Here is a 13,893-nt window from a genome sequence, read left to right as displayed (position 1 = left end):
AATAGAACGTGTTCCTACTATGACGCAGTGGTATAGCGGCAAGTTTCACAGATCCTCGGCCCGATAATTGACACGAGTTCTATCACCTGGAGGTGTACGTGGTTACCAACGACGGCAGCAGCGGGCTCGCGAAGACGTCCGCACTCGTCACCGGCGGCGGCAGTGGCATCGGACTGGGCGTCGCCACGTCCCTCGCGGCCGACGGCGTCCACGTCACGATCTGTGGTCGCAACGAGGACAAACTGGCACGCGCAGCGGAGCAGATCACCGCCGGCGATCCCGCGGGGACCGTCGACACGGTCACCGCCGACGTCACGAACGAGGACGACGTCATCCGCGCGGTCGCCACAGCGGGTGAGCGCACCGGGCGACTCGACGGCGTCGTCACGTGCGCAGGCGGGAACGAAACGGTGGGACCCGTGACCCAGCTCGACGTCGACGCGTGGCGGCGGACCGTGGACCTGAACATCACCGGCACCATGCTGACGATCAAGCACTCCGCGCGGGCGCTCGTCGCCGGGGGCGGCGGTTCCATCGTCACCATCTCCTCGATCGCGAGCAGCAACACGCACCGCTGGTTCGGCGCATACGGTCCGTCCAAGGCGGGAGTCGACAACTTGACGCAACTCGCCGCCGACGAGCTCGGGGCGAGCAACGTCCGCGTCAACTGCATCCGCCCCGGGCTGACCCGCACCGACCTCGTCGCGCTCATCACCGACGGCGGACCCGTCCTGGACGACTACCTGGCCAACACCCCGATCGCACGGGTCGGAGAGGTCACCGACATCGCCGCGCTCGCCAAGTTCCTCCTCGGCCCCGACTCCACCTGGATCACGGGTCAGATCATCAACGTCGACGGCGGCCAGATGTTGCGTCGCGGGCCCGACTTCACCTCGATGTTCGAGCCCATGTTCGGCGCCGACGGTCTGCGCGGGGTGGTCGCGCCGTGACGTCGCATCAGGTTCTCGGCAAGCAGGTCGACATGCCCGTGGAGATCCGGGCCGCGTCGGCGTTCATGGCGATGTATTCGGTGCCGACCGCCGCCGCCCAGTCGCTGATCGACTACACCGGCCTCGAGATCCTGCAGTTCCGGCCGGGACGCGGCATCTGCGTCCTTGTGTTCGTGGACTACGTGGACGGCGACCTCGGGCCGTACAACGAGTTCGGGGTGGCATTCCTCGTCCGCGACCACAGGGCCGACGGCACCTCGGTCCCGCAGGACCTGAAGTCGCTGGCCCAGGGCCGGGCGGGTGCGCTGATCCATCGGCTGCCGGTCGACGGCGACTTCACCCTGGCCGCCGGCCGCGGCATCTGGGGCTTCCCGAAGGTCCTGGCCGATTTCGACGTCGACCACACCGGTTCCGTCAAGCGCGGTTCGGTGAGCCGGGACGGCCGGCTGATCGCCCAGCTGAGCGTCAAACCGGGAATTTCGTTGCCGGGTTCGGGGGTCAGCACGTCGCTCTCCGCCTATTCGCATCTCGACGGACTCACCCGATTCACCACCTGGGACATGAACCCGACCGGGGTCCGGTCCCGGCCCGGAGGGGCGGAGCTGAAACTGGGCAGCCACCCGATCGCCGACGAACTGCGGTCGCTGGGAATTCCGAAACGGGCACTCGTCACGTCCTCGATCCCCGAATTGAAGATGACGTTCGGGGACGCGCGACCCGTCTGACCGCACGTGAGTGGCGAAGTGTGCGCGGGCACGCTTCGCCACTCACGTGGGGGTTGCACCGAGCACCGAACTGGGGTCCAATACCGGCTACGGTTCTGGACGCTTGACCAATTCGTGGCACCCCCGGGGGGGACGGCCGCCGAAAGGACGATCGGTAGTGCAGATCAGACGACGCAGCGTGCTCGCGGGGGCGGCCCTGACTCCGGCGTTCGCCGCGCTCGGTTCCGGGACGGCAGCCGCGATTCCCGACCCCGACTCCGAATTCCTCGTCGGTGTCGGCATTTCCGACGCCACCGGGCCGGTCGCCGACGTCGGGATGATGGGGTACTCCAGTTTCGAGCAGCGCGCCGAGGGACTGCACCAGCGGACCCGTGCGCGGGCGTTCGTGTTCGCCGGGTCCGGCCGGCAGCGCGTGGTCTACGTGTGCGTCGACGTGTGCATGATCTTCCAGTCCGTGCACGACGCCGTGCTGGCCCGGCTCGCGGAACTCCACGGCGACCTGTACACGGAGCGGAACGTCATGCTCACGGCGGTGCACTCCCACGCGGCGTGCGGCGGCGCGTCCCACGACTACGCCTACAACCTCGCCGTGCTCGGCCACAACCGTCAGGTGTTCGACGCCGAGGTCGGCGGCATCGTCGAGGCGATCACCGCCGCGCACGATTCCCTCGCACCCGGTTCGGTGTCGTACGGCCGCGGCGAACTCACCGATGCCAGCGTCAACCGTTCGCGGATCGCCTTCGACCGCAACCCCGCCGAGGACAGGGACTATTATCCCCTGGGCATCGACACGTCGATGCGGGTCCTGCGAATCACCCAGGGCGGCAAAGATGTCGGGGCGATCAACTGGTTCCCCACCCACGGCGCTTCCCTCACCGACACGAACCATCTGATCTCCGGTGACAACAAGGGCGCGGCCGCCTACTTCTGGGAGCACGACCACGAGGGTGTCCGTTACCTCGACGACCAGAAGCCGCATTTCGTCGCCGCGTTCCCGCAGACGAACACCGGCGACATGTCCCCCAACCTCGACCTCCGGCCCGGCCACGGACCCACCGACGACGAGTTCGAGAACACCCGCATCATCGGGCAGCGGCAGGTCGCGGCCGCACGCACGGCGTGGGGGTCGGCGTCGGAGATCCTCACCGGCGGCGTGGACAGTCGAATCATGTACCTCGACATGGCGAATCAGGAGGTCGGCGGCGAGTTCACTCCCGACGGCCGCACCTACCGGACGTCCCCCGCGTGTGTCGGCGCCGCCATGAGCGCGGGCAGCACCGAGGACGGTCCGGCCATCCCGATCTTCCCGGAAAGCGCCACCAACCCGCTCGTCGACGCACTCGGCGGGATGGACGCGCCGATCCCGCAGTGGCTGCAGGATGCGCAGGCCCCGAAACTCGTGCTGGTGGCCGTCGGTCTGCTGCCACCCGACGGGTGGGTTCCGCACGTGCTGAAGATTCAGATCGTCCGCATCGGCGGCGTGTACGTCGTGGGCGGCCCGGCGGAATTCACGATCGTGTCCGGGCTGCGGATCCGCCGCACCGTCGCCGACAGACTCGGCGTCCCCTTGGAGAACGTGATCCTCCAGGGCTACGCCAACTCGTACGCGAGTTACTGCACCACCCCGCAGGAGTACGACGCGCAGCAGTACGAGGGCGGCTCGACCCTGTTCGGCCGATACACGCTGCCCGCGTACCAGCAGGGATTCGCGGCGCTCGCCGACGCTTTGCGCACCGGCAGCGACGTTCCCCGCGGCCCGGCGCCCCGCGACCTGTCGCAGTTCCAGCCGTACGTCGGTCCGGGCGTCGACCGCGACGAACCACCCGCAGGCCGCGCCTTCGGCGACGTGCTGACCCAGCCCGCCGCGAAAGTGACAGCAGGCGAACAGATCGCGGTCGAGTTCGTCACCGGCCACCCTCGGAACGACCCGCGCCGACGTGGAACGTTCCTCGAGATCCAGCGCCGCGGCGGCGACGGCTGGGTGCGTCACGCCGACGACGGCGACTGGTCCACCAAGTACCGTTGGACGCGCACCGGGTCGAACCAGTCGGTCGCGCGCATCACGTGGGACGTCCCGGACGGAACACCCGCCGGGCGCTACCGCGTGCAGCACTTCGGCAACAGCCGCGACGCGGCAGGGGCGATCACCGCGTTCACCGGGACGTCGAACGAATTCGAGGTCGGGTAGCCGCCGAACTGCGAGCGCCTACCGGGTTTCGTCCGTCAGGTCGAGGGACGATGCGACGTCGAGGAAGTGCCGGATCGCCGGGACCTGTTGTCTGTCGGCGCGATACGCGACCGAGACGGTAGAGGCCGCCTGCGGATCCGCGAGCGCCACGTACCGCAGGTCCGGTAGGTGCAGGGCCCTGAGACTGGCGGGGACGATGGTGACGCCGGTGTTCGCGGCGACCAATCCGAGGAGGGTGGGAAACTGCAGCGCCTCCTGGGCGGCTTCCAACCGGAAGCCCGCGTGATGGCACAGGGCGGCGATGTGGTCGTAGAGTCGCGAAACCTGGCCTCGTGGAAAGGTGAGGAACCGTTCGTCGCGCAATTCGACGAGCCGCACCGACGTCCGGTTCGCGAAGGGATGCGACGAGTGCATCGCGACCAGCAGCGGCTCGCGGGTCAGCGGTCGCACGACGATCCCCTCCGCGCGGTCGACTTCACGCACCAGTCCGATGTCGAGGATTCCGTCGGCGATCCCGGACAGTTGACGGTCGGTCGTCGACTCGGACAGTTCGACCTGGACACCGGGCCACGCCTGCTGCAGGGCGAGCACCGTGGCGGGGACGATTCTCAACGCCGCGGAACTGACGAATCCGATGCGGAGCAGCCCGACCTCACCGTGCGCGACCTGCTCCACTGCCGCCAGCGCATGATCGGCTTCCGCGAGGACGCGTCGGCCCTCGTCCAGGAGCACCCGGCCCGCGTCGGTCAGCTCGACGCGTCGCGTGGTTCTCTCGAACAGAGTGGTTCTCAGTTCCTTCTCGAATTTGCTGATCTGCTGACTGAGCGCCGGCTGTGCGATGTGCAGGCGTTCCGCGGCGCGCCTGAAGTTCATCTCCTCGGCCACCGTGACGAAGTATCGAAGCTGCCGCAGTTCCACGCGATTGATACTTGCAACTTATCAGTCGGTTGACAATAGGTACTTCTGCGCGGTGTGTGCCCGGCCTAGCGTTGAGGGCACCGAATCACCATGCGATCGAGGAGTCAGCAGTGGAGCACCACGTCACCGCGCCGGACACGGACAACTTTCTACGCCACCTGATCGGCGGTGCCTGGGTGGACGGCGAAGGTCCGGTCACCACGACGACGAACCCGTCCGACGAGACCACCGTCGCCGAATACCACCAGGCCGACACCCGTCTCCTCGATGCAGCGGTATCCGCTGCGGTCTCGGCTCGGCGGGAGTGGGACGACCGCGGGATCATCGCCCGCGGACTGGTCCTTCGCCGGGCCGCCGAGATCCTGGCCGAGCGCGCGGACGCGATCGCGGAGCTGATGACCCGGGAGCAGGGCAAGACCCTCCCCGAATCGCGCGCCGAAGTCGGGGCCACCGTCGAGACCCTCTACTACCACGCAGCGCAGGCCAGGAACCCCGACGGCGCCACTTACCCTTCATCTCATCCCGACGAGGTGATTCGGACGGTCCGCCGGCCGCTCGGCGTGGTCGCCGCCATCACCCCGTGGAACTTCCCGCTCCAGATCCCGGCCTGGAAGCTCGCGCCTGCGCTGCTCTGGGGCAACACCGTTGTCTGGAAACCCGCGAGCGACACGGTTGCGGTGGCCGCGGCCTTCGCCGAAGTCCTTGCCGCAGCGGGTGTCCCGGCGGGTGTCCTCAACATGATCCTGGGTCCCGGCCCGATCGGCGCCGAACTGGTTGCCCGGGAGGAGGTCTCCGGAGTCACCTTCACCGGGTCGGTACCGGTGGGGAGGTCGATCCAGGCTGCCGCCGTGCCCCGCGGCGCGAAGGTCCAGATGGAGCTCGGCGGCCACAACGCGGCAATAGTGCTCCCCGACGTCGATCCGCACGACGCAGCAGCCGTGTTGATCGCCGGTGCGATGGGAAGCACAGGTCAGAAATGTACGGCGACGAGAAGGATCATCGCGGTCGGCGACGCCTACGACGCACTCGTTCCCGAGCTCGTCGCCCGCGTCGAGGAACTCGTGGTCGGCGACGGACTGGCACCCGAGTCGCAGATCGGCCCGCTCGTCTCGCCCCGCGCCGCAAAGGAGGTAACCGCCGCGGTCGACCAGGCGCTGTCCGAGGGCGCCGAATTGCTGGCGCGTGCACCACTGCCCACCTCGGGCCCGGCGTTCGTCGCCCCCACCCTGCTCGCCGGCAGCACCGAATTGACCATCTGCCGAGAGGAGGTGTTCGGCCCGGTGACCACGATCTTGCGCGCGAAAGACCTCGACGAGGCCATCACCGTCGCGAACGCAACACCCTTCGGCCTCACCGCCGCGGTGTTCACCTGCGACGAGCGCGCCGTTCGTCGCTGCATTCGTGACCTCGAAGCGGGACTGATCAAAGTCAACGCCCCCAACACCGGGTCCGAACTCCACGCTCCCTTCGGCGGACTCAAGGACTCGTCCTTCCCCGCTCCCCGCGAGCAGAACGCGGCAACCAGCGCCGAGTTCTTCACGTGGAGCAAGATCGCCTACGCCCGCACCGGAACGCCGAGGAGCGACGCATGAGGCCGACCGACACGCTCCGCCGGACGCAGACCCTGGCGCGATCGCCCGAGCAGGTCCTGGACCCGGCCGACATGGGAGCGGCACGCTACACCCGGCACAGCTTCGCCCGGTCCTTCCTCCGAACGGCGGCCGCGCAGAACTGGCGGGTGGAACGTGAGCGGTGGGACGTCGACGGCGCCGGCCGCGGAGAGATCGTGTACCGCGTCGTCATCGGTTCACACGAGGTGCGATTCGTCGTGTTCTCGACGACGCTCACCGAGAGCGATCGAACCGATCGTGTCATCGCCAAGGCCTGGGACGTCACCGGCGCCCTGATCGAGGGACCATTGACCGAGAGCCGATTGCGCGCATTGCGTGTGCAGGTACCGCGTCAGGAAGAAGGCCGGGCGGACGACGGCACTCTCATCTGGACGCGAGCGAACCGCAGTGCCCGATTCTTCGACTACGTCGTCGACCGCCTCTCCGAGGGCACTCAACCGGACATCACGACCATGGGCGATGCCGCCTACATTCTTCGGAGTACCGCGTTCTACAGCAACGGAAAGTTCGGGCTCGCAGATTTCGATCGGCTCGATGCCGACCATCCCTTGCGTCTGCCCTACCGGGCACACATGTTGACCGCCTGGTTGTTGCGCGAGCTCAGCTACGACCTCGTCGAGCACTGTGCCCGGGCCCGAAACCTTCTGTCGGTGAAGCTGTCCGGAGACTGGCGACGCTACCTCGGGCTCGGCAACGCAACGGGTCTCGGCATGGTGCCCTACGTGATCAACCACCCGCACGTGCTCGACGCCTGGTGTGCCACGCGCGAGTTGCCGCTCGCTCACGCACTGGCACAGGCGACCACGCCCGCCGATCGACGCATCCACGCTGCCGGGGACCTGCTCGAGCGGGCCGTACACTACTTCCGCGAGCGCGAAGACCTGGCGACTGCGCCCTTCGTCCCGTGCGGCGAACTCTCATCCCAACTCGAACCACTCCGGGCCATGCTGGCCGAGTACATCGACAGCGGGACGATCAGCGGGGAGGCAACGACCCATGCGTGGCGGACGCTCCACAAGCACGCGGCGACAATCGGTCCCGAGGCCCGCGGTGTCGTGGACAGCGTGATCGTCGAGGTACATCCTCAACTCGACGCCGAGGTCGAGGAGTTGCTGTGCTGCGATCAGCGGCAGGACGTCGATCCCGCGCAGACCTGCGCCCAGTTGCGCTCCGCCCTCCGAGAGCGCTACGGGTGGGTGCGGCGCTTCGACTTCGACGATCCCGACGAGCTGGCCCATTTCTGGTTCTCCTCGGAGAACAACGAGGAGCCGCGTCGCGGACGCAGGGGCATCGATCCCGGCGAGAATGTCGAGCATCCGATCGACATCGCCCGGTGCGTCGCCTCTCTGGACCGCGATCTCGCGTCGGTGCATGACGAAGCGTCGGTCGCCGCCTTTCTCGTCGAGCATCCATGGCACCGCGGCATAGTCGCCCGAGTCCAGACGCTCGCCGATATCCCGTATTCCGAAGCACACGACAACCTGCTCGCCGAGAAGTTCCTTCCCCTGAATCTGCAGAGATTCCAACTGGCGATGTACGGAATGGACAATTACAGCCCGCAATCGACCGACTGGCTCCGCGTGACCCTCTACTCGGGAGCTCCACGGGCCGACGACGTCGCCGCCGGAGTCGACGACGACTGGATCTTCACCCGCAAGCCGCGAAAGGATTCCTAGTGCACACGCTCACTCACTCCGACCTGCTGGTGGTGGACGGACTTCAGATCAACAACTGGGATCGGAAGGTCCTCGAGGAACTCCGCGCCGGTGGCGTCACGGGTGTGAACGCCACCTGCGCGGTGTGGGACGGGCCGACCGACACCCTCGGCGCCGTCGCGCAGTGGTATCAACTCGCCGCCGACAACAAAGACATCGTCACCCTCGCGGAGACGTCCGAAGACATTCGCGCGGCGAAGCGGGACAACCGGATCGCCGTACTCCTCGGGTTCCAGAACTCCTCGCCGTTCGGGGACGACTACCGGATGGTGGAGATCTTCCATCGCCTGGGCGTTCGTGTCGCGCAACTTACCTACAACATTCAGAACCTGGCGGGCGGCGCCTGCTACGACGAGCACGACTCGGGTCTCACCGCGTTCGGGCGCATCATGGTCGCCGAGATGAACCGGGTGGGGATGCTCGTCGATCTCTCCCACGTCGGTAACCGCACCTGCCTGGATGCGATCGCCGCATCCGAAAAGCCTGTCGCAATCACCCATTCGAACCCGACGTGGTTCGTCGACAGCCCCCGCAACAAGCCGGACGACGTCATCGACGCGCTGGCCGCCCGTGGCGGCGTGATCGGCTGCTGTCTCTACCCCAACGTTCTCGGCGGGGAGGCTACCTCCAGTTCCGACTTCGCGGTCATGGTCGCACGACTCGTCGACCAGATCGGACCCGACCACGTCGCGATCGGGAGTGACTGCACCCGAAACTGGTCGGAGGACTACGTCGCGTGGTTGCGCAACGGTCGCTGGCGACCGCCCAGTCAGAATCCGGTCGAACCCGAGTGGCCGATGTGGCCGAACTGGTTTTCGGGCCCGTCCGACTTCCCGGTTCTCACCGAGTGCCTGCAGGACGTCGGACTCGACGACGAGACCATCGCGAAGATTCTCGGGGAGAACTGGCTGCGGATCTTCGACGACGTCTTCCCCGGCTTGCACGAGACACAGGAACGCCGATGACCGACATGCTCACCCACACATCCGAGCACGACGCACTCCCGACCGTGGACAACCGAATCAGGTTGGCGGTGCGCGAGGTTCGCGAGACCGCGTTCCGCGCGCTGTACGCGGCCGGGGTCAGCTCCGGCGAGGCCGGCGCCGCGGCCGACACGGTGACGGCGATGCAACTCCACGCGCGAACCGGGATCGACACTCTCCTGGACACGCTGTCCCGGCTGGATTCGACAATCGGTCCCGCCGGTGTGACGCTGTCGAGAAATTCCACTGTCGACATCGTCGACCACTCGCTCCGGAGCGCTCTGCTGTCGGGACCCCTGGCGGTCGACCTCGCGCTGTCGCAATCACGACCGGTTCTGCTGTCCCGGATCGACGACCACGAGGCCGTCGACTGGTACGCCCTCCGCGCCGCCTCCCGGTCCGGCACGACACTGTGGCTGGTCACTCTCGATGACCTTGGGCGGCACACAAACGCGACGGTCGTGACAGCAGCCGGCGACATGTACCGCGACGTCGCCGTCACACCCGCGCTCGAATGCGGCGCAGCAACCACCAGTGAGCACGGCGGAGGCACGCTCGTCCTGACCGCACCACACACCACCGACACGACCCGTCCCGTCCACACCGCCGCCGAACGGGAGACGCGATACCGCCACGCCGTCTCCTACGGCCTCTTCGTCGATACCGCGAAGTGGTCGCGGGCGTACGCGCTCGGCAGGCGATTCCTCGTCCCGGAGGGCAAACCATGACTGACCAGCGTGAACTCGTCGCTCATCCACGCGGCACCGAACGACCGTACTCGAGAGCCGCAGTGTTCGCCGGCACCATCTGGGCGTGCGGGCAGATCCCCACCACTGCGGACGGACAGACCCCGGCCGCGATCGGAGATCAGGTCAAGGTCGCACTCGACAATCTGGAAGCGACGCTCCTGGCTTCGGGTGGCGGGCTGCACACGCTCCTGAAGACTACGGTGTACCTGGCCGATCTCTCGGAGTTCGACGAATACAACGCAGCGTATCTCGACCGGCTGGACGGGATTCCACTACCGCCACGGACGACCGTGGAGGTCGCGCGCTTCCGCGGCAGCAAGAGAATCGAAATCGACGCGGTTGCAGCCGTCGACCACCGAATTGATAAGCACGGAGCATGAATTGGTAGGAGATTGGTAATTCCGCGCCGCCGATTCACTTCCTAATGTGGCAGCAACCACATCACGTGGGGACCGACCCTCAAGCCCACACCCCCCGATGGGATTCCTCAGATGAACCTCGACACCACCGTCACCGCCCGATCGGGCGTCACACTGGACAACGCCAGGCTCAACGGCTTTCACGCCAAACTCGCCCTGTTCTCCTCGGGCGGACCATTTCTCGACGGCTACATCCTCAGCATCATCGGCATCGCGATGGTTCAGATCCAGGCGCAATGGGACATGAGCGCGCTCTGGGCGGGCCTCATCGGGTCTTCGGCTCTCATCGGCGTCTTCCTCGGTGGTGCCGTGTTCGGCGCAGTGACCGATCGGATCGGCCGAAAGTTGATGTACACCATCGACCTGATCGTGATCATCGTCTGCTCGGTGCTGCAATTCTTCGCGGCGGACGAAATGCAACTGTTCATACTGCGCTTGATCATCGGTATCGCAGTCGGCGCCGACTACCCCATCGCCACCGCCCTGGTGACGGAGTTCGCACCGAAGGCGTGGCGCGCCAAACTCGTCGGCGGACTGAATGCCATGTGGTTCGTCGGCGCCACCACCGCCGCGTTCGTGGGCTACCTTCTCCTCAGCCATCCCGATGGCTGGAAGTGGATGCTGCTGTCCTCGGCGGTTCCCGCCACCCTGATCGTGATCGCGCGCACGAGCATCCCCGAGTCGCCGCGCTGGCTTCTCAGCAAGGGGCGTTCCGCGGAGGCACTGACGGTGTTGCGTAAGACGATCGGAAACGATGCGACCCTGGACGATCTGCCTGACGAGGAAGGGACCACCTCGATTCGAGGGCTGATGCGCGGAGGGTACCTGCAGCGGGTCGTCTTCATTTCGATCTTCTGGACGTGCACGATCGTGACCCTGTTCGCCATCTACGCATTCGGACCGCAGATCCTCGAGCTCTTCAACCTCGGCTCCGGGAATCTGGCCCACATCGGCTACGGGCTGATCAACCTGTTCTTCCTCATCGGCAATGTCGTCGCACTGCTGCTCGTCGATCGGCTCGGTCGCCGGCCGATCTTGATCTGGGGGTTCGTGCTCTCCGGTCTCGGATTGCTCTTCCTCGCGATCAAGCCGGACGCCGGCCTGTGGGTGATCGCGTTCGCATTCGCGATCTACGCGCTCTTCAACGGCGGACCCTCCATCCTCGAATGGATCTACCCCAACGAACTGTTCCCCACCGAGGTGCGGGCCACTGCGGTCGGCCTCTGCACGGGAATCAGCCGGATCGGCGCGGCGATCGGCACCTTCGCCACCCCATGGGCGCTGTCCAATCTCGGACTCTCCGCAACCATGTACATCGCCGCGGGCATTGCCGCGGTGGGAGCGCTCGTCAGCTTCCTCATGGCCCCGGAGACCCGGGGAACGGACCTGAGCGACGCCGCCTCACTGCGCTGAGCGCTCCGAATCACGCCGCTGCTGCCGGGCGCCTGTCCCCGGTGGCAGCGGCGTCACCATGTCCACGCGCGTTCGGCCACCTCGGAGCGTGCCCCCGCTCACAGGCGGCGGTGCGGTGTCACGCCCACCACATTGTCGTTGCACCCCAACGTATTTCACGATCATCTGTCACACCGCCGACCGTGCGATGAAACTACCCGGCAATACTTCCGGACGACAGTGGGTGCATGAACGATGCCGAGAGAGAACCTGGAGTTCATGTCAACGCGTGCGAGGCGTGCGGTCGGCTTCCGCACCCCCGTCGCGTCCGCCTGGCGCTCGCGAAGCTGTGCGCCGTCTTTCCCGTCGAACTACTGCTCCATGCCTTGGTCATTCATTTTCACGTCTCCTATCTGATGACCGTCACGGTGCTGACCGTCAGCACCACGGTGCTGGTGATCTGGGTGGTGGAGCCGTCGGCGATGAGACTGCTCGGCGGCTGGCTGCACGGTCCGCCCGACGGCAATCACGGCCATCTCCGGACCGGGCAGTCGCTGTGGCGCATCCGTGTCCGGGTGAGCGACCAACCGGGACAGCTCGAATCGCTGGCCCACAACCTCGCGAAGCTGGACGCGAACATCCTGACCGTGCACGTCCATCACCTGGACGGCGGTTCGCTCGACGAGTTGATCGTCGGGGCGTGCCGCGAGACGTCACCGGAGGCACTCTCGCATGCCGTCCGGGCCGGAGGCGGACGCAGTGTGGGGATCTGGCCGGCGTCGGCGCTCGCGCTGATCGACGGCCAGACCAAGGCGCTGACGTTGGCGTCGCGGGTGGCCGCCGATCCGTCCGAACTGCCCCTGTCGATCGCGGAACTCCTCGGTGCCCAGTACGTCGATTCGCGGGTGAGCGACCATCCGACCACGGCGGCGTCCGTCGAGATCCCGTCGGGAGATGGTGAGCCGCTCGTCTTCGTGCGGCCGGCGGACGAGCCGTTCACTCCTGCCGAGGTCGCCCGCGCTCGTCGCCTCAGCGAGCTGGCGCAGCGAGCACGCGAGACCGCGAACTCGGGGGGACTCGCCGAGCCTGCCTCCTGATCTTGCGGACATCCCGGACGACGGCCTGGGTGCGAGAGACACTACGACGGTGATCCTCGCCCGCACTTCGACTGTCCTGACGATCGGCGTCGCCACGCTCGGCCTCCTGGCCACCACCGCCGGTGCGGCACCGACGTACGCCGTCACCGCCACCGTTCCCGTCGGGCAGACGCCGATGCAGGTGGCGGTCGCACCCAACGGCGCCGTCACATACGCCACGAACTCCGGGGGCAACAGCGTCTCCGTCATCGACACCGCGACGAACGCCGTCACCGCTACCGTCCCGGTGGGCGGCGCACCCACCGGGATCGCCGTCACCCCGAACGGTGCGCGGGCGTTCGTCGTGAATACCGCCGACCGGACCGTGTCCGTGATCGACACCGCCACCAACACCGTGGCGGCCACTATCCCGATCGGCGAATTCGCCTTGGCGGTCGCGGTATCCGCAGACGGGGCCCACGCCTACGTCACCAACGGCGTCGAGAGCACCGTCTCCGTGATCGACACCGCCACGAACACGGTGACCGCCGCGGTTCCGGTCGGCGCCTTCCCCATCCAGCTCGCGACCAACGGCACGCACGTGTACGTCACCAACTCCTCCGACAACACGGTGACGGTGATCGACACGGCCACGACGACCGTCGTCGACACGATTCCCGTCGCCTCCCACCCCAGCGCGGTGACGGCCACGAACGACCGCGCCTACGTGCGGAGCGGCGCGGAGATGTCGGTGATCGACGCGGGCACCAACACGGTGACCGCCACGTTCGGCGTCGACGGGACGATGGGCGGCGCCGCGGTGACCGCGGACGGAAACACGCTGTACGTCATCGACTCCGAGGGTGGGGCCGTCACGGTCTTCGATCCAGTCACCAACGCCGAGGTGACGTCGCTCGCCGTCGGCGGCAGCGCCGGTGGCGTCGCGGTCTCCGCCGACGGCACGAAGGCCTACGCCAGCAGTCAGAACGACAACACGATCGCCACCATCACGCGCGCAACGGGCGACGCGACGCCGCCGCGCTGACGCTAAACCCAATACCGTTCAGTTAGTGAACAAGGATGGTGCATTTCGGCGGTTGAGTGGGTTGTGGATGGTGTTGGTGGTGTGCGCGTTTGGCGGGCCATT

12 protein-coding genes are annotated in these 13,893 nt (G+C 67.0%); 11 read left to right on the top strand and 1 reads right to left on the bottom strand.

The genetic code is table 11. From position 1 onward, the window contains the following. Positions 1 to 98 precede the first annotated feature (98 nt). From ACFVJ3_RS04310 to ACFVJ3_RS04300, 3 genes are all read left to right on the top strand, one after another. Positions 99 to 950 carry an SDR family oxidoreductase gene (locus ACFVJ3_RS04310; protein ID WP_378450889.1) on the top strand — a complete coding sequence of 284 codons (852 nt, stop codon included), beginning with the start codon at positions 99 to 101 and terminating at the stop codon, positions 948 to 950. Further along, positions 947 to 1,675 carry an acetoacetate decarboxylase family protein gene (locus tag ACFVJ3_RS04305; RefSeq protein WP_378450888.1) on the top strand — a complete coding sequence of 243 codons (729 nt, stop codon included), beginning with the start codon at positions 947 to 949 and terminating at the stop codon, positions 1,673 to 1,675. Before ACFVJ3_RS04310 ends, ACFVJ3_RS04305 begins: the two co-directional genes overlap by 4 nt. A 157-nt stretch (positions 1,676 to 1,832) precedes the next feature. Next, a complete protein-coding gene (locus ACFVJ3_RS04300) occupies positions 1,833 to 3,863 on the top strand; it encodes a neutral/alkaline ceramidase (protein WP_378450887.1) in 2,031 nt (676 codons plus the stop codon). Positions 3,864 to 3,881: 18 nt separating this feature from the next. Here ACFVJ3_RS04300 and ACFVJ3_RS04295 read toward each other — a convergent pair whose 3' ends face one another. Then, positions 3,882 to 4,781 carry a LysR family transcriptional regulator gene (locus ACFVJ3_RS04295; protein WP_378450886.1) on the bottom strand — a complete coding sequence of 300 codons (900 nt, stop codon included), beginning with the start codon at positions 4,779 to 4,781 and terminating at the stop codon, positions 3,882 to 3,884. Between the two features lie 110 nt (positions 4,782 to 4,891). Between ACFVJ3_RS04295 and ACFVJ3_RS04290 the strand changes: the two genes are divergently transcribed. The 8 genes from ACFVJ3_RS04290 (at position 4,892) to ACFVJ3_RS04255 (ending at position 13,791) form a co-directional block, all read left to right on the top strand. After that, a complete protein-coding gene (locus tag ACFVJ3_RS04290) occupies positions 4,892 to 6,373 on the top strand; it encodes an aldehyde dehydrogenase family protein (RefSeq protein WP_378450885.1) in 1,482 nt (493 codons plus the stop codon). Further along, the gene (locus ACFVJ3_RS04285) at positions 6,370 to 8,088 is read left to right on the top strand and encodes a hypothetical protein (protein ID WP_378450884.1); all 1,719 of its coding nucleotides are present in this window, start codon (positions 6,370 to 6,372) and stop codon (positions 8,086 to 8,088) included. The genes ACFVJ3_RS04290 and ACFVJ3_RS04285 overlap by 4 nt, the downstream gene beginning before the upstream one ends. Next, positions 8,088 to 9,092 carry a membrane dipeptidase gene (locus ACFVJ3_RS04280; RefSeq protein WP_378450883.1) on the top strand — a complete coding sequence of 335 codons (1,005 nt, stop codon included), beginning with the start codon at positions 8,088 to 8,090 and terminating at the stop codon, positions 9,090 to 9,092. Before ACFVJ3_RS04285 ends, ACFVJ3_RS04280 begins: the two co-directional genes overlap by 1 nt. Next, entirely contained in the window at positions 9,089 to 9,838 is a 750-nt protein-coding gene (locus ACFVJ3_RS04275; protein ID WP_378450882.1) for a hypothetical protein, read from the top strand. The genes ACFVJ3_RS04280 and ACFVJ3_RS04275 overlap by 4 nt, the downstream gene beginning before the upstream one ends. Continuing rightward, entirely contained in the window at positions 9,835 to 10,239 is a 405-nt protein-coding gene (locus tag ACFVJ3_RS04270) for a RidA family protein (RefSeq protein ID WP_378450881.1), read from the top strand. The genes ACFVJ3_RS04275 and ACFVJ3_RS04270 overlap by 4 nt, the downstream gene beginning before the upstream one ends. 111 nt (positions 10,240 to 10,350) lie before the next feature. Further along, positions 10,351 to 11,691 (top strand): MFS transporter, encoded by a 1,341-nt coding sequence (locus tag ACFVJ3_RS04265; protein WP_378450880.1) that lies wholly within the window; start codon positions 10,351 to 10,353, stop codon positions 11,689 to 11,691. Positions 11,692 to 11,918: 227 nt separating this feature from the next. Beyond that, on the top strand, positions 11,919 to 12,767 hold the full coding sequence (locus ACFVJ3_RS04260) for an amino acid-binding protein (RefSeq protein WP_378450879.1): 849 nt from the start codon (positions 11,919 to 11,921) through the stop codon (positions 12,765 to 12,767). A gap of 52 nt (positions 12,768 to 12,819) precedes the next feature. Beyond that, positions 12,820 to 13,791: a YncE family protein gene (locus ACFVJ3_RS04255; RefSeq protein ID WP_378451091.1), complete on the top strand. Its 972-nt coding sequence runs from the start codon at positions 12,820 to 12,822 to the stop codon at positions 13,789 to 13,791. Positions 13,792 to 13,893: the final 102 nt, after the last annotated feature.

It is taken from the genome of Rhodococcus sp. NPDC127593, assembly GCF_042671975.1.
Classification (GTDB): Bacteria; Actinomycetota; Actinomycetes; order Mycobacteriales; family Mycobacteriaceae; genus Rhodococcus_F.
This window is presented reverse-complemented; position numbering and strand designations above follow the sequence as displayed.

Coding starts and splice junctions, on each gene's coding strand:
- ACFVJ3_RS04285 (WP_378450884.1), top strand. CDS start 6,370: ATGAGGCCGACCGACACGCTCCGCCGGACGCAGACCCTGGCGCGATCG.
- ACFVJ3_RS04275 (WP_378450882.1), top strand. CDS start 9,089: ATGACCGACATGCTCACCCACACATCCGAGCACGACGCACTCCCGACC.
- ACFVJ3_RS04270 (WP_378450881.1), top strand. CDS start 9,835: ATGACTGACCAGCGTGAACTCGTCGCTCATCCACGCGGCACCGAACGA.
- ACFVJ3_RS04265 (WP_378450880.1), top strand. CDS start 10,351: ATGAACCTCGACACCACCGTCACCGCCCGATCGGGCGTCACACTGGAC.
- ACFVJ3_RS04260 (WP_378450879.1), top strand. CDS start 11,919: ATGAACGATGCCGAGAGAGAACCTGGAGTTCATGTCAACGCGTGCGAG.